Source organism: Streptomyces sp. NPDC055632 (assembly GCF_053618675.1).
In genome coordinates, this window is sequence record NZ_JBSHHY010000002.1 from 449875 (window position 1) to 470340 (window position 20466).

Sequence of the window (20466 nt, forward strand, 5' to 3'; positions counted from 1 at the left end):
CGGGCGGGGAGAGAGGGCGAGAGGGCCTGATGTACGACTTCGACCGGGAGATCGACCGGCGCGGCACCTGGTCCGTCCAGTGGGACGGCATCGCGGACCGCTTCGGCGTGCCCGACCTGCTGCCCTTCACCATCTCCGACATGGACTTCGCCTCCCCGCCGGAGGTGCTCACCGCCCTCCGCGAGCGCGTCGACCACGGGGTCTTCGGCTACACGGACTGGCGGCTCGGGGACTTCCGCGAGGCGATACGCCACTGGTACGCGAGCCGCCACGACACCGCGATCGACCCGGACTCCCTGGTGTACGCGCCCTCCGTGCTCAACCAGCTCTCGCAGCTCCTGCGGATGTGGACCGGACCCGGTGACGGCGTGGTCGTCCACACCCCCACGTACGACGGCTTCCGCAAGGCCGTCACCGGGCTCGGGCGCGAGCTGCGCGGGGTCCCGGTCGGGGACGCGGAGGCGCTGGAGCGCGAGCTGGCCCGGCCGGACAGCCGGATGCTGCTGCTCTGCTCCCCCCACAACCCGACCGGCCGGGTGTGGACGGAGGCGGAGCTGACCGCCTTCGCGGAGCTCGCCGAGCGGTACGGCGTGAGCGTCGTCAGCGACGAGATCCACGCGGACCTGACCACCGGGGGACACCGGCACGTGCCGTGGACCCGGATCGCGGAGCGGGGCCGGGGGCGCCGCTGGGCGCTGGTCACCTCCGCCACCAAGGCCTTCAACTTCCCCGCGCTCTCCGGCTCGTACGGGATCGTCGGCGACCCCGACGAGCGCGAGGCCTTCGTGCGGCGCATGGAGACCGGCGAGGGGCTCGCCTCGCCCGCCGTGCTCTCGCTGACCGCCCACATCGCCGCGTACCGGCACGGCGCGGCCTGGCTGGACGAGCTGCGCGGCTATGTCGCGGGCACGATGGAGCTGATCCGGGAGCGGCTGGCCGAGGGCCTTCCCGGGGTGGTCTGGGAGCCCCCGCAGGCCGGCTACCTGGCCTGGATCGACCTGCGGCCCCTCGGGATCGAGGAGACCCGGCTCCAGGAGGAGCTGGTGACGGCGGAGAAGGTCGCGATCATGCCGGGCGGGACGTACGGCACGCCGGGCTTCGTCCGGCTGAACGTGGGCTGCCCCCGGAAGAAGGCGGAACGGGGCGTGGAGGCCCTGGTCAGGGCGGCGGGCCGGCTGCGGACCGCCTGAATCCGTCGCGTGCGCGACGGGCCGTTCCGCGGGACCATGCGGACATGGGCGAGCGGAACGTACGGATGGCCTCCGGGACCGGGCGGTGGATCGTCTTCACCACCGTCCTGGGCTCCGGGATGGCGCTGCTCGACTCCACCGTCGTCAACGTCGCCCTGCCGCACATCGGCGAGGACCTCGGCGCCGACCTGGCCGTCCTCCAGTGGACGGTCAACGCCTACATGCTGACCCTGGCCGGGCTGATCCTGCTCGGCGGGTCGCTCGGCGACCGGTTCGGACGGCGCCGGGTCTTCGTGACCGGGGTGGTGTGGTTCGCCGCCGCCTCGCTGCTCTGCGGGCTCGCCCCGAACGCCGGGGTCCTGATCGCGGCCCGCGCGCTCCAGGGCGTGGGCGGGGCGCTGCTCACGCCGGGCTCGCTCGCGCTGATCCAGGCGAGCTTCCACGAGGACGACCGGGCCAGGGCCGTCGGGCTCTGGTCGGGCTTCGGCGGGGTGGGCGCGGCGATCGGGCCGTTCGTCGGCGGCTGGCTGGTGGACGGACCCGGCTGGCGGTGGGTGTTCCTCCTGAACGTGCCGCTCGCCCTGGTCTGCGTGCCGGTCGCCCTCCGGCACGTGCCGGAGTCGCGGGACGAGGCCGCGCACGGCCGCTTCGACGTGCTCGGGGCGTTCCTGGGCGCGGCGGCGCTCGCGCTCGTGACGTACGCGCTGATCGGTGCGGCCTGGTGGGCGGGGGCGGCCGGGGTCGCCGTCGGGGCCGGGTTCGTGGTGCTGGAGCGGCGGCGGGGCGAGGCGGCGATGGTGCCGCCGTCGATCTTCCGCTCGAAGACCTTCACGGCCGTCAACCTCGTCACCCTCTGCGTGTACGCCGCTTTCGGCGGGTTCTTCTTCCTGGCGGCCCTCCAGCTCCAGGTCGTCTCCGGCTACTCGGCGCTCGCCGCCGGCACGGCCCTGCTGCCGACGACCGTGCTCATGCTGCTGTTCTCGGCGAAGTCCGGGGAGCTGGGGGAGCGGATCGGCCCCCGGATCCCGCTCACGGTGGGTCCGCTGCTGTGCGCCGCCGGGATGCTGCTGATGCTGCGGGTGGGGGAGGACCCCTCGTACGTACGGGACGTGCTGCCCGCCCTGCTCGTGCTCGGGCTCGGCATGACGGCCCTGGTCGCCCCGCTGACCGCGACCGTCCTCGCCTCGGTGGACGTGTCCCGGGCGGGTCTGGCGAGCGGGATCAACAACGCGGCGGCGCGGGCGGCCGGGCTGCTCGCGGTGGCCGCGCTGCCGATGCTGGCCGGGATGGGCCCGGAGGCGTACCGCTCGGCGGCCGAGTTCGGGGAGACCTTCCGGCGCGCGATGCCGATGTGCGCGGGGATCCTGGTGGCGGGCGCGGTCCTGGCCTGGACGACGGTGCGGGCACCGGCGGCGGGTCCGGCCGGGGCGGGGGCGGGTGCCGAGGCCGGCGACCGCTGCCATCCGGAGTGCCGGGTGCACTGCGGGGTGCAGGCGCCGCCGCTCGACCCTGGTGGGCGGGGCGGCCGGGACGCGGGTCGCTGAGCCGGGTGGCGCCGGGGAGCCGGGGCGGGGCCGAAGCCGTGGTGAGGTCGGGGAGCCGGGCCGGGGCCGGGATCGTGGCGGGGCCGGGCGGCCGGGGCGCCACCGGGCACCGGACCGGGGCGGTTCGGGGCGTCCGTACTGAGGCAGACTGGGCCCATGGCCATCCACGAGAACCTCCTTGGGGGACCCGCCCCCACCCACCTGCCCGACGAACCGGGTCCGCGCGAGCTGCTCGCGAGCGGCACGGCTCCGGCGGAGGTCGCCGCGAAGTACCCGACCTCCTCGCTCGCCTGGGCGCGCCTCGCCGACGACGCCTACGAGGGCGGCCGGGTCGTCGAGTCGTACGCCTACGCCCGCACCGGCTACCACCGGGGCCTGGACGCCCTGCGCCGCAACGGCTGGAAGGGCCACGGCCCGGTCCCGTGGGAGCACGAGCCGAACCGCGGCTTCCTGCGCGCGCTGCACGCCCTGGCCCGGGCGGCCGGCGAGATCGGCGAGAAGGAGGAGTACGAGCGCTGCACGGCCTTCCTGCGCGACTCCTCGGAGACGGCGGCGGAGACGCTCGGCTGACGCGGGCGCGACTCCCCGGGGCGGTGGCCGGCGAACGGCCGCCGCCCCGACGCCTTTTCGGCGTCTTCTCGATGTCGCACGTCTTTGCGGAACCGCCCGCGCGCTTTTCGAGTCTGTTCGAGCGGGACCGGTACGATCCCCGGAACCGCAGCACCGACGAACGCCGGTACCGAGGCCCCACCTCCTCTTCCCCCACACCGGCCGGAACAGGGGAGAAGTCTGTCGTGGGCAAACGTGCCGCACCCGTAGGACGGCGACGCGCACAGGGCCGCCGACGGGGCGGGAACAGACGCGGCCCCGTGCGCCGGCTCGCCCTCCCCGTCCTGGTCCTGGCCTCCCTCGCGCTCGGCGGCGGTGCCGCCCTCGCCCACTTCAACGGCAGGGCGACCGACGGCGCGACCGCCGCCCCGGCCCTCCCCGTGCCCGGCCCCGAGGCCGGGAGCGCGGCCCCGGCGACCGACCCGCCCGCGCCCCGGCCCGCCACGGCGGAACCGGCCCCGGCCCCGACCCCGTCGCCGGAACCGGAACGGACGCTCGCGCCGGCCCCGAAGCCGACCCCCACCCCGAAACGGATCCCCACCCCGACGTTCGGGGCCACCCCGGAGAAGCCCGTCGTACCGAAGTCCGGCCCCGGGACCTTCACCACCGCGCAGGCCTCCGGCGTCCCCACCGGCGCGAGCGGCGAACTGCGCCGCTACCGGGTCGAGGTCGAGAACGGCATCGGCCTCCAAGCGGACGGGACGGCCGCCGAGATCCAGCGGATCCTGGCCCATCCGCGCGGTTGGGCCGCCCACGGCCGGGGCCGCTTCCAGCTCGTCTCCGAACGGGAGGAGGCCGACTTCGTCATCCGGATCGCCACCCCCGACACGGCCGACGCGCTCTGCCTCCGCGAGGGCCTCGACACCGGCGGCGAGCTGAACTGCGAGACCACCGAGGGCGTCGTCGTGAACCTCAGGCGGTGGATGCTCGGCTCCCCGACCTTCGCGGGTCCGCCCGCCGAGTACCGGCACCTGATCATCAACCACGAGGTCGGCCACGAGATCGGCATCCGGGAGCACATGGCCTGTTCCGGCCCCGGAAAACCCGCGCCCGCGATGATGCAGCAGATCAAGGGCCTGGACGGCTGCGTTTCGAACGCTTATCCGTATGCCGAAGACGGGAGCTACATCACCGGGCCGATCGTGCCATGATGCGTCTGGGACGGCGCGCGACGGAGCGCGCCTCCCGAGGGGACCGGAGCTCCCGTGCCGCACGAGGTGCCGCACGGTGCGAGCGGACCGCTACCCGGTAGAACGTACCGAGGAGACAGAAATGTCCACCTTCCCGGGTTCTCCCGATTCCTCCGGGGCTTCTCCCGACGTCTCGGGGGCCGCTCCGGCCTCCGACGCCCCGAACCTCGACTTCGCGGGCACGACGCCGTACGAGGACTACGTCCAGGCGGACGTCCTCACCCACCTCCAGCACCTCCGCTCGGACGACCCCGGCGAGATGGTCTTCCTGGTCACCACCCAGGTCATGGAGCTGTGGTTCACGGTGATCGTCCACGAGTGGGAGACCGCGAGCCGCGCCCTGCGCGAGGACCGCGTCCCCGTCGCGATGGACGCGCTCAAGCGCTCCGTGCGCGAGCTGGAGGCCCTGAACCACTCCTGGCGGCCGCTCGCCCAGCTCACCCCCGCCCAGTTCAACGCCTACCGGGGCGCGCTCGGCGAGGGCTCCGGGTTCCAGTCCGCGATGTACCGGCGGATGGAGTTCCTGCTCGGCGAGAAGTCCGCGTCCATGCTCGTCCCGCACCGGGGCGCGCCCCGCGTCCATGCCGAGCTGGAGAAGGCGCTCCACGAGCCGAGCCTGTACGACGAGGTCCTCGGCCTGCTCGCCCGGCGCGGCCTGCCCGTACCGGCCGCCGTCCTGACCCGCGACCTCGCGGGGCGGTACGAGCCCTCTCCCGAGGTCGAGGCGGTCTGGGCCGGGATCTACGCGGACTCCGACCAGAACGCCGAGCTGGTCCGGCTCGGCGAGGCCCTGAGCGACGTGGCCGAGCTGGTCTGGCGCTGGCGCAACGACCACCTGGTGGCGACCCGGCGCGCGATGGGCGCCAAGACCGGCACCGGCGGTTCGGCGGGCGTGGCCTGGCTGGAGAAGCGGGCCCAGAAGAACGTGTTCCCCGAGCTCTGGACGGCCCGCAGCCATGTCTGACCTCCTCAAGGGCCGCCTCAAGGACCAGCTCAAGGACCGCCTCAAGGGCCGTCGCGAGGACCACCTCGCGGCCCGCGCCGGGGACCTCGACGCGGCCGACGGCCTCGCCGGGCACCGCGAGAGGTTCGCCCTCGACGCGGACACCGTCTACCTCGACGGCAACTCGCTCGGCGCCCTGCCCGCCCACGTCCCCGCCCGCATGGCCGACGTCATCAGCCGCGAGTGGGGCGAGCTGCGCATCCGCTCCTGGGACGAGTCGGGCTGGTGGACCGCGCCCGAACGGATCGGCGAGCGGATCGCGCCGATCGTCGGCGCCGGTCCCGGGCAGGTCGTGGTCGGCGACTCGACCAGCGTGAACGTCTTCAAGGCGGTCGTCGCCGCCGCCCGTCTGGCGGGCGACGGACGCGACGAGATCCTGGTGGACGCCACGACCTTTCCCACGGACGGGTACATCGCGGAGTCGGCCGCGCGGATGACGGGTCACCGGATCGTGCCCCTCGACCCGGCCGCGATGGCGGAGGCGGCGGGTCCGCGCACGGCCGCCGCGCTCGTCAACCACGTCGACTACCGCAGCGGCCGGCTCCACGACCTGCCGGGCATCACCGCCGCCCTGCACGCGGCGGGCGCCCTCGCCGTCTGGGACCTGTGCCACAGCGCGGGCGCCCTGCCCGTCGGCCTGGACGCCCACGGGGTCGACCTGGCCGTCGGCTGCACGTACAAGTACCTGAACGGCGGACCCGGTTCGCCCGCCTACCTGTACGTCGCCGAGCGCCACCAGGCCGCCTTCGACTCGCCGCTGCCCGGCTGGAACTCGCACGCCGACCCGTTCGGCATGACCCCCGGGTACGAGGCGGCGGCGGGCGCCGTGCGGGGCCGGGTCGGCACCCCCGACATCCTCTCCATGCTGGCGCTCGAAGCGGCGCTCGACGTGTGGGACGGGGTCGCGGTCGAGGACGTGCGGGCCAAGTCCCTGGCCCTCACGGACTTCTTCCTGGAGTGCGTGCGGGCGTACGCCCCCGGGGGCCGGGTCGAGTCGGTCACGCCCGAGGCGCACGGCGAGCGCGGCAGCCAGGTCGCGCTGCGGTGCGCCGAGGCCCCGGCCGTGATGGTCGAACTGATCCGGCGCGGGGTCGTGGGCGACCTGCGCCGCCCGGACGTGCTGCGGTTCGGCTTCACACCGCTGTACGTCGGGTTCGCGGACGCGGAGCGCGCGGCGCGGATCCTGGCGGAGGTCCTGGCGGACGTGCCGGCCGCGTAACGGGTACGCGGGTCCGATGATCACCTGATCTGCGGGGCTCCGGTCCTGGTACCGTCCCCGCAGGTCAGGCCAATTCGGCCCCGTACCCGAGAGGTTGGAACAGCCCATGGATCCCGCCGCGCGCGACGCCGCCGAAGAGGCGTCGGCCTTCTCGCACCCGGTCGTCGCCCCGGACGCCACCGCCGCGTACGGCGACCACCCGGACCAGGTGGTCGACTTCTACGCCCCGCGCGACGGACGCGACCGGGCCCCGCTCGTCGTCGCCCTGCACGGCGGCGCCTGGCGGGCGCCGTACGACCGGGGGCACCTGACGCCGCTCGCGGACTTCCTGGCCCGGCGCGGCTTCGCCGTCGCCAGCGTCGAGTACCGGCGCGGCGGCGGCCTGCCGCGCCAGGGCGGCACGGCCCCGGTCGCCGGGCGCTGGCCCGAGACCTTCGACGACGTGGCCGCCGCGCTCGACGCCGTACCGGAGCTCGCCGCTACGCACCTGCCGCAGGCCGACACGGGCCGGATCGTGCTCACCGGGCACTCGGCCGGCGGGCACCTGGCCCTGTGGGCCGCCGCCCGGCACGTCCTGCCGGCCGGCTCCCCATGGCGGCTGCCCGCACCGCCGCCGCTGCGCGGGGTCGTCGCCCTCGCCCCGATCGCCCACTTCGCGCGGGCGGTCGAGCTGGGGGTGTGCGGCGGCGCGGTCACCGAACTCCTCGGCGGCCCGGAGGCGTACGAGGAGCGCGCGGCCTCCGCCGACCCGGCCCTCCTCCTCCCGACCGGCATCGCGACCACCGTCGTGCAGGGCCGCGAGGACGTCGTCGTGCCGTACGCGGTGGCCGACGCGTACGCGGAGGCGGCGGCGAAGGCGGGCGAGACGGTCGGCCTGACGCTCCTGGAGGAGACCGGCCACTTCCCGCTCATCGACCCGGCGACGGACGCGTGCGCGGTGGTGGCGGAGGAGATCGCCCAGCTGGCCTGGTGAGGCCCCCGGTACCGGTCCGGCCCTTCCGTAGTACTCAGGACGGACGGGGAAGGATCCGTACGGAGCGGGACGACCCGCCCCGGCGGCCCCCGTACCGTAATCGGCGTGACTCAGACACAGACCCCCGGGACGAGCCGCGCCCCCGAGTTCCGCCTGGTGCAGGCGGCCCTCGGGGGCCTGCGGCAGGAACTCTTCCACGACGCCTTCGCCTACCGGCCGCTGCCGCGCATGGACGTGGACCGCGGCCCGACCCGCTTCCTGCCGAGGCGGATACGCATCTACACGGGACTGCTCCCGCACGCGTTCGTCGGGTTCTGGGCGCTGGTCGTCTTCGGCATGGGATACGACGGCATCGACTACCACTTCGGTCCGCTGGCGTTCCTGACCGCCGCCGTGCCCGCCGTGATCGTGCTGCTCACCCTGGTCCGGCCGGTCCTCGCCTTCTGGGCCTCGCTCGGCGTGACGCCCTTCGTCGGCTACATCACCGGTTACGGGGACGGCTGGCCCTGGCCGGACGCGATGCTCCTCACGCACCTGGTGGTCCTGGGCGTGGTGGCCGTCCGCTCCCGGCCCCGCGCCGCGGCGTGGATGTGGACCGTGACGGCGGTCTTCTCCCTCTTCATGGAGTGGTTCCTCGGCGTCGGGCGCAGCTCCGACACTGCCCCGCTGCTCTTCGCCTCCGCGTTCGTCCTGCTGGTCGTCACCGTCTTCCAGATCCGCCGCCAGGCCGACCGCGAGGTCACCGCGCAGCAGACGGTCACCGCGCAGGAGCGGTCGAAGCGGACCCTCCTGGAGGAGCGGACCACCATCGCCCGCGAGCTGCACGACGTCGTCGCCCACCACATGTCGGTGGTCGCGATCCAGGCGGAGGCCGCGCCGTACCGGGTCGAGAACCCGCCGCCGGAGCTTGAGCAGGCCTTCCTCACCATCCGGGAGAACGCGGTCGCCGCGCTGACCGAGCTGCGCCGCATCCTCGGGGTCGTCCGGGCCGAGGACTACGAGGCGCCCGACGCCCCGCAGCCCACCCTCGCCGACCTGGACGCGCTCGTCGCCAACGTCCGGGAGGCCGGACTCGACATCGAGAAGACGGTGACCGGCGCGGTCAGGGAGCTGCCGCAGGGCGTGGAGCTGTCCGCGTACCGGATCGTCCAGGAGGCCCTGTCGAACGTGCTGCGGCACGCGCCGGGCGCGGCGGCGAAGGTCGAGGTGTCGTACGTGCTCGGCGGCCTGGGCCTGCGCATCGCCAACGGCCCGGCGCGCGGCCTGGTCAAGCCCGCCCGTCGCCCGGCCACCACCCCTCAAGGAGGGCTTCGCCCGCCCCTGTCGATGGGGGCGGGTCACGGCATCACCGGCATGCGGGAGCGTGTGACGATGCTGGGCGGTGAGATGACGGCCGGGGCGACCGAGGACGGTGGCTACGAGGTGGCGGCCTTCGTCCCCGTGAGCCGTGAGGAGGCGGTGTCGTGATCCGGGTGCTGATCGTCGACGACCAGATGATGGTCCGGGAGGGCTTCTCGGTCCTGCTGGGCGCGATGCCGGACATCGAGGTCGTCGGCGAGGCGGTCAACGGCCGGGAGGCGATCGCGCAGGTCGCGGCCCTCCGTCCGGACGTGGTCCTGATGGACATCCGGATGCCGGAGCTGAACGGCATCGAGGCCACGCGGGAGATCGTCGCGGCCGACGCGGACGCGAAGGTGCTGGTCCTGACCACGTTCGACCTGGACGAGTACGTGTACCAGGCGCTGCGCGCCGGGGCCTCCGGCTTCCTGCTCAAGGACGCCTCGGCCCGGCAGCTCGCGGACGGCGTCCGGGTCGTCGCGGCGGGCGAGGCGCTGCTCGCGCCGACCGTCACGAAGCGCCTGATCACCGAGTTCGCGAAGGCGCCGGGGTCCTCCCCGCGCCCGCCGGCGATGGCGCAGATCGGGGAGCTGACCGAGCGCGAGACGGAGGTCCTGGTGCTGATCGCGCAGGGCCTGTCGAACGCGGAGATCGCGGACCACCTGGTCGTCGCGGAGTCCACGATCAAGACGCACGTGAGCCGGATCCTGGTGAAGCTGGGGCTGCGGGACCGGACGCAGGCGGCGGTGTTCGCGTACGAGGCGGGGCTGGTGCGGGTCGGCGGCTAACGTCGGTGTGCATGGCCACCACCGCGTACGACCCCTCGTCCCCGGAGTTCACCGCCGACCCCTACCCCGCCTACGCCGCACTGCGGGCGGAGGGCAGGGCCCACTGGCACGGCCCCACGGGCCAATGGCTGATCCCGCACCACGAGGACGTCTCGGCGCTCCTCCGGGACCGGCGCCTGGGCCGGACGTACACGCACCGCTTCACGCACGAGGAGTTCGGCCGGGAGGCCCCGGACCCGGCGCACGAGCCCTTCCACACCCTGAACGACCACGGGCTCCTGGACCTGGAGGGCGCGGACCACGCCCGCATCCGCCGCCTGGTGTCCAAGGCGTTCACCCCGAGGACGGTGGAGGACCTGGCCCCGGCGGTACGGCGCCTCGCCGCCGGCCTGGTCGGGGACCTGGTGGCGGCGGGCGGCGGCGACCTCCAGGCCCTGGTGGCGGAACCGCTGCCGGTCGCGGTGATCGCGGAGATGCTGGGGATCCCGGAGGAGGACGAGGAGCGGGGGCGGCTGCGCCCGTGGTCGGCGGCGATCTGCGGGATGTTCGAGCTGAACCCGTCGGAGGAGACGGCGCGGCGGGCGGTGGAGGCGTCGATCGAGTTCTCGGACTACCTCCGCGAACTGATCGCGAGGCGCCGCGAGGCTCCGGGGGAGGACCTGATCTCGGCCCTCCTCGCCGTCCCGGAGCTGACGGAACAGGAGATGGTCTCGACCTGCGTCCTGCTCCTGAACGCGGGCCACGAGGCGACGGTGAACACCACGGTCAACGGCTGGCGGATCCTCCTCCAGGAGGGCGTCCGCCCGTCTCTCGAAAACTTGTCCACAGCTGTGGAAGAACTCCTGCGCTACGACACCCCGCTCCAGATGTTCGAACGCTGGGTCCTCGACGACATCGAGATCGACGGCCTGACCGTCCCCCGCGGCTCGGAGGTGGCCCTCCTCCTGGGCTCGGCCAACCGCGACCCGTCCCGCTTCGGCCCCACGGCCGACACCCTCGACCTCACCCGCCCCGACAACCCCCACGTCACCTTCGGCGCGGGCATCCACTACTGCCTGGGCGCCCCCCTGGCCCGCCTGGAACTGACGACGGTCTTCGACGAGCTGCTGAGGCGGGCCCCGGGGATGCGGCTGGTGTCGGAGCCGGTGCGGAAGGCGGGGTATGTGATCAGGGGGTTCGAGGGGCTGGTGGTGGAGGTGTGAGCACCGCTTCGGGAGAGCGGCGCCCTGCCGTCCGGGGCCCCTCTCCGCCCGGGGCGATCGGGCGGACGGTCGCCCACGGCCCTCCGCGGCGGGCGGCCGCGCTGCCAGGATGAGCGGCATGACGACGATCGACGGTGAGACGGCGCCCGGGTTCGAGCCGGTGCGTGAGGCGTTCGCGGCGAACTTCGAGCGGTACGGGGACATCGGTGCGGCCGTGTGCGTCTACCGGCACGGCCGACCGGTCGTCGACCTGTGGGGCGGCACCGCCGATCCCGGGACCGGGCGGCCCTGGACCCGGGACACCCTGCAACTGGTGTACTCGGCGACCAAGGGCGCCACCGCGACGGCGGCGCACATGCTGGCCGAGCGCGGCCTGCTGGACCTCGACGCACCGGTGGCGACGTACTGGCCGGAGTTCGCGGCGAACGGCAAGGCGGACGTTCCGGTGCGTCAGCTGCTGTGCCACCAAGCGGGATTGGTGGCCCTGGACCGACCGCTCCCGCTGGCGGACGCGTTGGCCTGGGGCCCCATGGTGGCGGCGCTGGCGGACCAGCGCCCCCTGTGGGTCCCGGGCACGGCACACGGGTATCACGGCCGGACCTGGGGCTGGCTGGTCGGTGAGGTGATCCGGCGGGTCTCCGGCCGGACGCCGGGGAGGTTCTTCGCCGACGAGATCGCCGGCCCGCTCGGCCTCGACTTCTTCATCGGCCTGCCGCCGGGCGAGCGCGAGCGGGTCAGCCGCATGGTGTACCGGCAGCCGGCCGCGGACCTCACCGCGGTCCCCGCCGCATCCGTCCCCGCCGGGCTCCGCGAGCAGGTCGCCGCCCGGCACGACCCGGACTCCCTGAGCAACCGGGCCTTCGCGGTCACCGATCCCGCCGCGATCGACTTCGACGCCCCCGAGGTCCAGGCGGCCGAGCTCCCCTCCTCCAACGGCATCGGCACCGCACGCGCCCTCGCCCGCATGTACGCGGCCCTCATCGGCGAGGTGGACGGTGTGCGTCTCCTCGCGCCGGAGACCCTGGCCTCGGCGACCGAGGAGCGGGCGAGCGGAGAGGACCGGGTGATGATGGTCCCCAGCCGCTTCGCCACCGGCTACATGCTGCCCACGGCCCGCACCCCCATGACCGGCCCGACGGCCTTCGGCCACACCGGCCGCGGCGGCTCCCTCGCCTTCGCCGACCCCGAGCACGGCATCGCCTTCGGCTACGTGATGAACCACGTCGTCGGCGGGCCGGACGACGTGCGCGCGGCCGCGCTGGCCGAGGCGGTGCGGAAGTCGGTGGGGTGAGTCGGGAAGGACCCTTCTAGGCCGGAGCGCAGCAGGCGGAGGCCGCACCCGTGTCCTTCGCGAGGGTGTCGGCGTCGGCCTTGACCACGTAGATCTCCCACGGCTCCCTGCCGGGGCCCGTGGCCCAGACCTTGTCCTGGAGCGCGTAGCAGCAGGACGTGTCGTTCTCCTCGGCGGTGGCGAGGCCGGCGTCCTTCAGGCGGGTGGTGGCCGCGGTGACCTGCTCGGTGCTCTCGACCTCGACGCCGAGGTGGTCGAGCCGGGTGTCCTCGCCGGCCCCGCCCTCGATCAGGACGAGCTTGAGCGGGGGCTCGGTGACGGCGAAGTTGGCGTATCCGGGGCGGCGCTTGGCGGGTTCCACGCCGAAGAGCTTCGCGTAGAAGGCGACCGAGCCTTCGAGGTCGGCGACGCGCAGGGCGAGCTGGACGCGGGACATGACCGTCTCCTTCTCCTTGTTTCGATGGTTGTCGATATGGTTCGACGGGGTCGAGGTTGTCACTGGGATAGATGGCTGTCAATATCGACGCATGTCGAAATGGGAACTGCCCCTGGTCGAGCGGGACGAGACGGCCGACTGCTGCTCGCCGATGGTCCGGGAGCCGCTGGACGAGTCCTCCGCCGTCGACCTGGCGAAGATGTTCAAGGCCCTGTCCGACCCGGTGCGGCTGCGGCTGCTCTCGCTGATCGCCTCGCACGAGGGCGGCGAGGCGTGCGTCTGCGACCTCACCGGACCGTTCGACGTCTCGCAGCCGACGATCTCCCACCACCTGAAGGTGCTGCGCGACGCCGGCCTGGTCGGCTCCGAGCGCCGGGGCACCTGGGTCTACTACTGGGTCCTGCCCGCCGCCCTCGCCCGGCTCTCCGCCCTGCTCCGGGCCCCGGCCGACGCCGCGCCCGCGACGGCGCCCTGATGGAAGCGCCGCTGCGGCGCCGCGCGCTCGCCGAGCTGGTCGGCACGGCCGCCCTCGTGGCCGTCGTCGTGGGCTCCGGGATCCAGGCCGCCGAGCTGACCCAGGACGCCGCCGTCCGGCTGCTCGCCAACGCGCTGGCCACCGTCCTCGGCCTCGGCGTCCTGATCGCCCTGCTCGGCCCGGTCTCCGGCGCCCACTTCAATCCGGCGGTCACCCTGGCCCTGTGGTGGACCGGGCGCCGCGACGGGACCGGGCCGACGCCGCGCGACGTCGCGGCCTACCTGCCCGCGCAGACGCTCGGAGCCGTCGGCGGCGCGGTCCTGGCCAACGCCCTGTTCGCCGGCCCCCTCGTCTCCCTCTCCGCCCACGACCGGTCCGCCGGCCACCTCCGGCTCGCCGAGACCGTCGCGACCGGGGGCCTCGTCCTCCTGGTCCTCGGGCTCGGCCGGACCGGGCGACGGCACCTCGCCCCGGTGCTGGTGGCCTCCTACATCGGCGCGGCCTACTGGTTCACCTCGTCCACCGCCTTCGCCAACCCGGCCGTCACCGTCGGCCGGGCCTTCTCCGACACCTTCGCGGGCATCGCCCCGGCCTCCGTGCCGCCCTTCGTCGCGGCCCAAATCCTGGGCGCCTGCACCGGAGTCGTCCTGGCCGCCGCCCTCTTCGGCCGTACTGCGGAAGCCGGCCGTACTGCGGAAGCCGGCCGTACTGCGGAAGCCGACCTCGCCCCTGAAGCCGGCCTCGCCCCCGAAGCAGGCCCCGTCCCCGCCCCGACCCGGGAAGTACCCACATGACCCCCGCCCCGCCCCCCTCCGTCCTGTTCGTCTGCGTCCACAACGCCGGACGGTCCCAGATGGCCGCCGCCTTCCTCGCCCGTCTCGGCGGCGACCGCGTCGAGGTCCGGTCCGCCGGGTCCGCCCCCGCCGACGCGGTGAACCCGGCCGTCGTGGCGGCCATGGCGGAAGCGGGCGTCGACATCGCCGCCGAGACCCCCAAGGTGCTCACCGCCGACGCCGTCCGGGCCTCCGACGTGGTCGTCACCATGGGCTGCGGTGACGCCTGCCCGTACTTCCCCGGCAAGCGCTACCTCGACTGGACGCTCGACGACCCCGCCGGCCGGGGCGTGGAAGCGGTCCGGCCCATCCGCGACGCCATCGAGCGGCGCGTCCGCGGCCTGCTCGCGGAGCTGGGCGTCGAGGTCCGCGCATGAGCGGCGCCGCACACCTCGCCGCGATGCGCCCCGAGCACGCCGACCGGGTCCTGGAGATCTACCGGCTGGGCATCGCGACCGGGAACGCCACCTTCGAGACCACCGCGCCCACCTGGCCCGAGTTCGACGCCTCCCGCCTGCCGGACCACCGCTTCGTCGCCCTGGACCGGGCGGACGGCGTCGTCGGCTGGACCGCCGTCACCCCGGTCTCGGACCGCTGCGCCTACGCGGGCGTCGTCGAGCACTCCGTCTACGTGCACCCCGACGCCCGGGGCCGGGGCGTCGGCCGCGCCCTGCTCACCGCCCTGCTCGCCTCCACCGACGCGGCCGGCGTCTGGACCGTCCAGTCCGGGATCTTCCCGGAGAACACCGCCAGCCTGGCCCTCCACCACCGCGCGGGCTTCCGCACCGTCGGCGTCCGCGAACGCCTCGGCCGCCACCACGGGACCTGGCGCGACGTGGTCCTGCTCGAACGCCGCAGTCCGACCGTCGGGTAGGGGGCCGGTCGTAAGAACGGCACTCACCCCCTCGGCAGCCGCAGCCCCCACGCCCCCTCCCGCACCGTCCACGTCCGCCTCCGCACCGGCCCCGTCAGGCGGCCGTCCGCGCGGTAGCGGAAGTCCGGGCCCGAGACGGTGAGGGTGTGGGCGGTGGCGCGGCGGGGCGGGGCGGACGGGGGGTGGACGGTCACCTCGGCCGCGCCGGCGACCGAGCGGGCCGTCAGGGCCTCCAGGGGGGTGTCGACGTCCGCCAGGAGGACGCCGTCCGCCTCGACCCGCAGGGGGTGGAGGCGGACCGCCGGGGGCACCAGGGTGCGGACCAGGGAGCGGCAGGTGCCCCAGACCGACGGGGCCGCCGGGGCCGGGGCCGGGACGGCCGGGACCAGGAGGTCCCCGAGGACGACGCCGTCGCTGTCGTCCACCAGGAGGTCCAGGCGGCGCACCGCCCCGTCCAGGGCCGCCCGTGCCGCCGCGGGCGTGGAGCGCGGCACGCCGAGCGCGTACGCCACCTCCACGGTCTCCGGCGCGCCGATCGGGACCAGGGAGAGGGCCCCCTCCGCGAGGTCCCGCTCGCGGTGCAGCAGCGTCACCGCGCGCAGCAGGGCCCGGTCGTCCCCGAGCAGCACGGGGCGCCGGGAGCCGCGCCGGGACAGGGCCCGGGAGAATTCCTCCGGACCCTCCGGCAGGCAGATCTTCGCCTCCGCGCCCGCGGACAGGACATCCTTCGCGATCCGTACGGACTCGCCGTCGCTTCGGCGGGCGACCGGGTCGACGATGACCAGCAGCTGGTCGTGATCCGACACCTCGGTCCTTCCTCGGGTAGCATCTTTGTGCAAGAGCCCCTTGCGCTATTGCGCCAGGGGCTTCGTCTATTCCGGGGCACACCGGTGAGGCGGCGTACGCCCCCTGACCTTGGACATGCCCCACCCGGAAGGGGTGTACGCCTGTGCCCGCACTTGTGCTGCTCGGTGCTCAGTGGGGTGACGAGGGCAAGGGAAAGGCCACCGACCTGCTCGGTGGATCCGTTGACTATGTGGTGCGCTACCAGGGCGGCAACAACGCCGGCCACACGGTCGTCGTAGGCGACCAGAAGTACGCGCTGCATCTTCTCCCTTCCGGAATCCTCTCGCCGGGGTGTACCCCGGTGATCGGAAACGGTGTCGTCGTCGACCCGGCGGTCCTGCTCTCCGAGCTGAGCGGACTGAACGAGCGCGGCGTCGACACGTCGAAGCTCCTGATCAGCGGCAACGCCCACCTGATCACCCCGTACAACGTCACCCTCGACAAGGTGACGGAACGGTTCCTCGGCAAGCGCAAGATCGGCACCACGGGTCGGGGCATCGGCCCGACCTACGCCGACAAGATCAACCGCGTCGGCATCCGGGTCCAGGACCTGTACGACGAGTCGATCCTCGCCCAGAAGGTCGAAGCGGCCCTGGAGGGGAAGAACCAGCTCCTCGCCAAGCTGTACAACCGGCGGGCCATCGAAGCCGGGCAGATCGTCGAGGAGATGCTCCAGTACGCGGAGCAGCTCAAGCCGTTCGTCGCCGACACCACCCTGATCCTCAACGACGCGCTCGACGAGGACAAGGTCGTGCTCTTCGAGGGCGGCCAGGGCACCCTGCTCGACGTCGACCACGGCACGTACCCCTTCGTCACCTCCTCGAACCCGACCGCCGGCGGCGCCTGCACCGGCACCGGCGTGGGCCCGACGAAGATCAGCCGGGTCATCGGCATCCTCAAGGCCTACACCACCCGTGTCGGCGCCGGTCCGTTCCCGACCGAGCTCTTCGACCAGGACGGCGAGGACCTGCGCCGCATCGGCGGCGAGCGCGGCGTCACCACCGGCCGCGACCGCCGCTGCGGCTGGTTCGACGCGGTCATCGCCCGCTACGCCACCCGCGTCAACGGCCTGACCGACTTCTTCCTCACCAAGCTGGACGTGCTGACCGGCTGGGAGCAGATCCCGGTCTGCGTCGCGTACGAGATCGACGGCAAGCGCGTCGAGGAGCTGCCCTACTCGCAGTCCGACTTCCACCACGCGAAGCCGGTCTACGAGATGCTGCCGGGCTGGTCCGAGGACATCACCAAGGCCAAGACCTTCGCCGACCTGCCGAAGAACGCGCAGGCCTACGTGAAGGCCCTGGAGGAGATGTCGGGCGCACCGATCTCCGCCATCGGCGTCGGCCCCGGCCGCACCGAGACGATCGAGATCAACTCCTTCCTGTAGGACCTGTAGAGGGAGTACGCGTGAGGGCCCGCCCTCCCGGTTCGCCGGGAGGGCGGGCCCTCCGCCGTTCCCGGCAGGCCTGAACTCGCCTTGTGGAGAAGGTGAGTTGGGTGGTTAATGGGCTCCCTCACGCGTCGTTCCGTCCCAGGGGGAAGCATGGAAACGCCCGCACCGCCCGCCGCACCGCCGCCACCGCCCCGCCCGCCCCACGGCGGTGGCCCGGTACCGCAGCTTCCGCTGGTCATCAGCAAGAGGCTGCTCTGGGTGAACGGAGCCGCCTATCCGCTGGAGAACATCGTCCGCGTCTACACCTTCGTCCTCCGGCCCCGCCGGGCCGACGCCGTCCGCACGTTCCTGAAGCGCGTGGGACTCACGCTGCTCGCGGCGCTCGGGATCGGCTTCTTCGCGTTCCTGTCCGAAGTCTTCGCCCGGGGCGAGGAACCGGGCGGCTTCCTCGCCTTCCTGTACCAGACCTCCTTCCTGGTCGTCGTCGGCGCCCTCATCTGGTTCTTGGTCGACATGCTGGCCGTGGTCACCGCCTCGGCCCATGTCGTGCTGGCCATCGAGACGAACGGGCAGTCGACCGCGATGGTCTCCGGGGAACCCCGGTACCTGCACGAACTCGTCGGGAAGATCGCGACCGCGATCGACGAGCCGGACGCGGAGCTCACGGTCACGGTCGGGGCGCTCACGATCAGCAACCCCAGCAACTACTACTTCGGGGACTCGGTGAACATCTACGGCGGCAGCGGCAACACGGGAGTGACGAAGTGACGAGCGGGGACCACCACTACCACGGTGACGTGGTGCACATGAACCAGACCACGGACAGCGTCGGCATCGACAAGCGGCAGACGTTCGTGACGGGCACGCCCGCCGGGGCCGCCGAGCTGGAGCGGGCCGTCGAGCAGCTCCTGCCCCTGCTCCGGGAGCTGCGGGAGCAGCTCCCGCCCCTCTCGGCGCGGACCGTGGAGGCCGCCGAGGCGGAGATCGGCGGATCCGCCGACCCGGAGGTGCGGCGGAGCGCCCTGGAGCGGGCCGGCGCGATCGCCGAGGTGGTGGGGACGGTCGGCGCGCCCGCCCTCGCCCTGATCCAGCAGATCCTGTCCCTGCTCGGCGGCTGAGGGGCCCTCCTCGCCTCCTCGCCGCCTAGCCTCCTCCTCGCCTCCTCGGCCCGGTTTCAGCCCTGTCGGCGCCGGTACTCGCCCGGCTCCCCGTCGAGCATCGGATGGACCAGGAGCCGTTCCTCGCCCTTCCACTTCACGATTCCCAGGTAGCTGGAGCCGTTCTCGGCGCACTCCGGGTCCCAGGCGGTCTGGTCCCGCACCTGCGGGCCGACGACCAGCAGGTTCCCGGAGCCGCCGAGGACGGCGGTGGAGCCGCAGGAGACCGTCCCGGCGGTGGTGCCGCCCTCCTCGTCCGTGCGGGGGAAGACGTCCTGGAACCGGACGACCCGGGTGCCGACCGGCCCCTGGGTGACCGTCACCCACGTCCCGTACCGCCCGTCCTGGTCGCCGTAGACCTCCGGCCGGGGGACGCTCTGCCACTCGCCGAGGAAGCGCGCGGGGACGACGGACGTGCCGGTGGGGGCCTTGCGGAAGGTGGCCTTCGCCGCGCCCGAGGTCCACTCCAGGACGTCGGGGGAGCGCAGGGCGAGGGTCTGGTGGGCGGCCGGGGTGCAGCGCCCGGCGGGCACGCTGGTCGTCACGTCCGACTCGCCGTAGACGACCTTGTCCTCGTCGGCCGAGACGAGCCGGGAGCGGCCCATGCACAGACGGCTCTCGGAGACCTGGACGTAGACGGCGTTCTTGGCGCCGGCCGGGCCCTGTGTGATCTCGATGCGGGCGGTCTCCCGGGGGTGGTCCTCGCCGCCCTGGAGCACGCCCTCCCAGGCGCCGAGGAAGGCGGCCGGGACGATCCCGGCGGGGGCCGCCGTCCGCCCCTTCCCCTGCTTCCCCTTCCCGTCGGCACCGTCGGCGCCCGCGCCGGTCGCCGGGTCGGGCCGCAAGGTGTACGCGACGGTGGCCGCGGCCGCCACCGCGAGGGTCGTGAGGGCGGCGAGCAGGGCCCGGCGGCGGCGCCGGGGGCGGGGCGGGGTGACGGTGGATCCGGACGGGTCGGCGGGGGCCGGGGTCGGGTCCCCGGGCGCCGGTCTCCCGTGGATCGGTTTCCCGGAGTCCGGTTTCCCGGAGTTCGATTCCCCGGGCGCCGGGTCTCCGGGGGCCGGGTCTCCGGGCACTGGGTCTCCGGGGGCCGGTTCCCCGGCGGCCGTACGGCCGGTGTCCCCGGTGTCCCCGGTGGTCGGAGAGGCCGGGGCGCCCGGGGCCTTCGGGGCCGGCTCCGTCCCCGCCTCCGCTTCGAGCAGCCGTGCCGCGTGCCGGCCGAGGCGTGCCAGGACGTCCGCCGGGAGCCAGGGGTCGGTGACCGGGAGGGTCCCGACGAGTTCCCCGGTCGACGGGCGGGCCGCCGGGTCCTTGGCGAGGCAGGCCCGGACCAGGCCCGAGAGTTCGGGCGGCAGGTCCGTCAGGTCGGGCTCGTCGTGGGCGATGCGGAACATGGTGGCGTGGACGCCGCTGTCCGCCGTACCGAAGGGGGCGCGTCCGGTCGCCGCGTAGACGAGGACCGAGCCCAGGCAGAAGACGTCCGACGCGGGCGTCAGGCGCTCGCCGCGCACCTGCTCCGGCGACATGAAGCCGGGCGATCCGACGACGGCCCCGGTGGTGGTGAGGCCGCCGCCCTCGGCGACCGTGTCGACGGCGCGGGCGATGCCGAAGTCGACGATCCGCGGCCCGTCGACGGTCAGCAGGACGTTCGAGGGCTTGAGGTCGCGGTGGACGAGCCCGGCGGTGTGGACGTGGCCGAGGGCGCGGGCGAGCCCGGACGCCAGGGTCCGTACGGTCCCGGTCGGCAGCGGCCCGTGCTCGTCGCCCACCACCGTCCGCAGCGACGGGCCCGGCACGTACCCGATGGCGACCCACGGGGCCGCGGCGCCGGTGTCCGAGCCGAGGACGGGGGCCGTGCCCGCGCCGCCGACCCGTTCCAGGGCGGCGACCTCGCGGGCGAACCGGCGCCGGAACTCGTCCTGGGCGGCCAGTTCCGCGTGCACCACCTTCACGGCGACCGTGCGGCCCCCGGCCGAGCGCGCCAGGAACACCCGGCCCATCCCGCCGACCCCGAGGCGGCCGATCAGTCGGAACGGGCCGATGCCCGCCGGGTCTTCCGGGTTCAATGGCTCCACGTCGTCAGAGCATGCCAGACCGGTCGGCGC

The 20466-nt window shown here is 74.0% G+C and carries 21 protein-coding genes; 18 read left to right on the forward strand and 3 right to left on the reverse strand.

Annotation, left to right across the window (positions count from 1 at the left end; genetic code table 11):
* Window positions 1–29: 29 nt before the first annotated feature.
* The 11 genes from ACWGSR_RS04685 to ACWGSR_RS04735 all read left to right on the forward strand — a co-directional run bounded on the left by ACWGSR_RS04685 (window position 30) and on the right by ACWGSR_RS04735 (window position 12347).
* On the forward strand, window positions 30–1190 hold the full coding sequence (locus tag ACWGSR_RS04685) for a MalY/PatB family protein (protein ID WP_453563497.1): 1161 nt from the start codon (window positions 30–32) through the stop codon (window positions 1188–1190).
* Window positions 1191–1234: 44 nt separating this feature from the next.
* Complete coding sequence (locus tag ACWGSR_RS04690; protein ID WP_376233016.1) at window positions 1235–2734, forward strand: MFS transporter; 1500 nt, start codon at window positions 1235–1237, stop codon at window positions 2732–2734.
* Window positions 2735–2890: 156 nt separating this feature from the next.
* Window positions 2891–3304 (forward strand): DUF3151 domain-containing protein, encoded by a 414-nt coding sequence (locus tag ACWGSR_RS04695; RefSeq protein WP_383324231.1) that lies wholly within the window; start codon window positions 2891–2893, stop codon window positions 3302–3304.
* Between the two features lie 299 nt (window positions 3305–3603).
* Window positions 3604–4494: a DUF3152 domain-containing protein gene (locus tag ACWGSR_RS04700; protein ID WP_453563501.1), complete on the forward strand. Its 891-nt coding sequence runs from the start codon at window positions 3604–3606 to the stop codon at window positions 4492–4494.
* A 121-nt stretch (window positions 4495–4615) separates the two neighbouring features.
* The gene (locus ACWGSR_RS04705; RefSeq protein WP_376233009.1) at window positions 4616–5497 is read left to right on the forward strand and encodes a tryptophan 2,3-dioxygenase; all 882 of its coding nucleotides are present in this window, start codon (window positions 4616–4618) and stop codon (window positions 5495–5497) included.
* Window positions 5490–6755: a kynureninase gene (gene kynU / locus ACWGSR_RS04710; protein WP_453563503.1), complete on the forward strand. Its 1266-nt coding sequence runs from the start codon at window positions 5490–5492 to the stop codon at window positions 6753–6755. The genes ACWGSR_RS04705 and kynU overlap by 8 nt, the downstream gene beginning before the upstream one ends.
* A 106-nt stretch (window positions 6756–6861) precedes the next feature.
* Window positions 6862–7728 (forward strand): alpha/beta hydrolase, encoded by an 867-nt coding sequence (locus tag ACWGSR_RS04715; protein WP_453563505.1) that lies wholly within the window; start codon window positions 6862–6864, stop codon window positions 7726–7728.
* 105 nt (window positions 7729–7833) lie between these two features.
* Window positions 7834–9195, forward strand: a complete 1362-nt coding sequence (locus tag ACWGSR_RS04720) for a sensor histidine kinase (RefSeq protein WP_453563507.1) — start codon at window positions 7834–7836, stop codon at window positions 9193–9195.
* Window positions 9192–9854, forward strand: a complete 663-nt coding sequence (locus ACWGSR_RS04725) for a response regulator transcription factor (protein ID WP_351973453.1) — start codon at window positions 9192–9194, stop codon at window positions 9852–9854. Before ACWGSR_RS04720 ends, ACWGSR_RS04725 begins: the two co-directional genes overlap by 4 nt.
* 11 nt (window positions 9855–9865) lie before the next feature.
* Window positions 9866–11056: a cytochrome P450 gene (locus ACWGSR_RS04730; protein WP_453563510.1), complete on the forward strand. Its 1191-nt coding sequence runs from the start codon at window positions 9866–9868 to the stop codon at window positions 11054–11056.
* Window positions 11057–11174: 118 nt separating this feature from the next.
* Window positions 11175–12347 (forward strand): serine hydrolase domain-containing protein, encoded by a 1173-nt coding sequence (locus ACWGSR_RS04735; protein WP_453563513.1) that lies wholly within the window; start codon window positions 11175–11177, stop codon window positions 12345–12347.
* 16 nt (window positions 12348–12363) lie between these two features.
* On the opposite strand, the gene ACWGSR_RS04740 is transcribed toward ACWGSR_RS04735, so the two are convergent.
* Entirely contained in the window at window positions 12364–12783 is a 420-nt protein-coding gene (locus tag ACWGSR_RS04740) for an ArsI/CadI family heavy metal resistance metalloenzyme (RefSeq protein ID WP_376232998.1), read from the reverse strand.
* Window positions 12784–12874: 91 nt separating this feature from the next.
* On the opposite strand from ACWGSR_RS04740, the gene ACWGSR_RS04745 reads away from it, so the two are divergent.
* The 4 genes from ACWGSR_RS04745 to ACWGSR_RS04760 are packed head-to-tail and all read left to right on the forward strand — an operon-like array spanning window position 12875 to window position 14965.
* A complete protein-coding gene (locus tag ACWGSR_RS04745; protein WP_376232997.1) occupies window positions 12875–13258 on the forward strand; it encodes an ArsR/SmtB family transcription factor in 384 nt (127 codons plus the stop codon).
* The gene (locus ACWGSR_RS04750; RefSeq protein WP_453563516.1) at window positions 13258–14052 is read left to right on the forward strand and encodes an aquaporin; all 795 of its coding nucleotides are present in this window, start codon (window positions 13258–13260) and stop codon (window positions 14050–14052) included. The genes ACWGSR_RS04745 and ACWGSR_RS04750 overlap by 1 nt, the downstream gene beginning before the upstream one ends.
* Window positions 14049–14468 carry an arsenate reductase ArsC gene (locus ACWGSR_RS04755; RefSeq protein WP_376232995.1) on the forward strand — a complete coding sequence of 140 codons (420 nt, stop codon included), beginning with the start codon at window positions 14049–14051 and terminating at the stop codon, window positions 14466–14468. The genes ACWGSR_RS04750 and ACWGSR_RS04755 overlap by 4 nt, the downstream gene beginning before the upstream one ends.
* On the forward strand, window positions 14465–14965 hold the full coding sequence (locus ACWGSR_RS04760; protein WP_453563519.1) for an N-acetyltransferase family protein: 501 nt from the start codon (window positions 14465–14467) through the stop codon (window positions 14963–14965). The genes ACWGSR_RS04755 and ACWGSR_RS04760 overlap by 4 nt, the downstream gene beginning before the upstream one ends.
* Window positions 14966–14988: 23 nt before the next feature.
* Here ACWGSR_RS04760 and ACWGSR_RS04765 read toward each other — a convergent pair whose 3' ends face one another.
* Entirely contained in the window at window positions 14989–15771 is a 783-nt protein-coding gene (locus ACWGSR_RS04765; protein ID WP_376232992.1) for a diacylglycerol kinase, read from the reverse strand.
* A gap of 143 nt (window positions 15772–15914) precedes the next feature.
* Here ACWGSR_RS04765 and ACWGSR_RS04770 point away from each other — a divergent pair, with 143 nt between their 5' ends.
* From ACWGSR_RS04770 to ACWGSR_RS04780, 3 genes are all read left to right on the forward strand, one after another.
* On the forward strand, window positions 15915–17198 hold the full coding sequence (locus tag ACWGSR_RS04770; protein WP_376232990.1) for an adenylosuccinate synthase: 1284 nt from the start codon (window positions 15915–15917) through the stop codon (window positions 17196–17198).
* A gap of 156 nt (window positions 17199–17354) precedes the next feature.
* Window positions 17355–17972, forward strand: coding sequence for a DUF6232 family protein (locus tag ACWGSR_RS04775; RefSeq protein WP_453563523.1), 618 nt, complete (start codon window positions 17355–17357; stop codon window positions 17970–17972).
* A complete protein-coding gene (locus ACWGSR_RS04780) occupies window positions 17969–18322 on the forward strand; it encodes a hypothetical protein (protein WP_453563526.1) in 354 nt (117 codons plus the stop codon). The genes ACWGSR_RS04775 and ACWGSR_RS04780 overlap by 4 nt, the downstream gene beginning before the upstream one ends.
* Window positions 18323–18378: 56 nt before the next feature.
* Here the strand turns inward: ACWGSR_RS04780 and ACWGSR_RS04785 are convergent, their stop codons facing one another.
* On the reverse strand, window positions 18379–20436 hold the full coding sequence (locus tag ACWGSR_RS04785) for a serine/threonine-protein kinase (protein ID WP_453563528.1): 2058 nt from the start codon (window positions 20434–20436) through the stop codon (window positions 18379–18381).
* Window positions 20437–20466 lie beyond the last annotated feature (30 nt).

Bases quoted from the DNA above. Each gene is read 5' to 3' on its own strand.
- ACWGSR_RS04775 (WP_453563523.1), top strand. From the start codon at position 17,355: ATGGAAACGCCCGCACCGCCCGCCGCACCGCCGCCACCGCCCCGCCCG.
- ACWGSR_RS04750 (WP_453563516.1), top strand. From the start codon at position 13,258: ATGGAAGCGCCGCTGCGGCGCCGCGCGCTCGCCGAGCTGGTCGGCACG.
- ACWGSR_RS04760 (WP_453563519.1), top strand. From the start codon at position 14,465: ATGAGCGGCGCCGCACACCTCGCCGCGATGCGCCCCGAGCACGCCGAC.
- ACWGSR_RS04730 (WP_453563510.1), top strand. From the start codon at position 9,866: ATGGCCACCACCGCGTACGACCCCTCGTCCCCGGAGTTCACCGCCGAC.
- ACWGSR_RS04715 (WP_453563505.1), top strand. From the start codon at position 6,862: ATGGATCCCGCCGCGCGCGACGCCGCCGAAGAGGCGTCGGCCTTCTCG.
- ACWGSR_RS04690 (WP_376233016.1), top strand. From the start codon at position 1,235: ATGGGCGAGCGGAACGTACGGATGGCCTCCGGGACCGGGCGGTGGATC.
- ACWGSR_RS04755 (WP_376232995.1), top strand. From the start codon at position 14,049: ATGACCCCCGCCCCGCCCCCCTCCGTCCTGTTCGTCTGCGTCCACAAC.
- ACWGSR_RS04735 (WP_453563513.1), top strand. From the start codon at position 11,175: ATGACGACGATCGACGGTGAGACGGCGCCCGGGTTCGAGCCGGTGCGT.
- ACWGSR_RS04745 (WP_376232997.1), top strand. From the start codon at position 12,875: ATGTCGAAATGGGAACTGCCCCTGGTCGAGCGGGACGAGACGGCCGAC.
- ACWGSR_RS04685 (WP_453563497.1), top strand. From the start codon at position 30: ATGTACGACTTCGACCGGGAGATCGACCGGCGCGGCACCTGGTCCGTC.
- ACWGSR_RS04695 (WP_383324231.1), top strand. From the start codon at position 2,891: ATGGCCATCCACGAGAACCTCCTTGGGGGACCCGCCCCCACCCACCTG.
- kynU (WP_453563503.1), top strand. From the start codon at position 5,490: ATGTCTGACCTCCTCAAGGGCCGCCTCAAGGACCAGCTCAAGGACCGC.
- ACWGSR_RS04705 (WP_376233009.1), top strand. From the start codon at position 4,616: ATGTCCACCTTCCCGGGTTCTCCCGATTCCTCCGGGGCTTCTCCCGAC.
- ACWGSR_RS04740 (WP_376232998.1), bottom strand. From the start codon at position 12,783: ATGTCCCGCGTCCAGCTCGCCCTGCGCGTCGCCGACCTCGAAGGCTCG.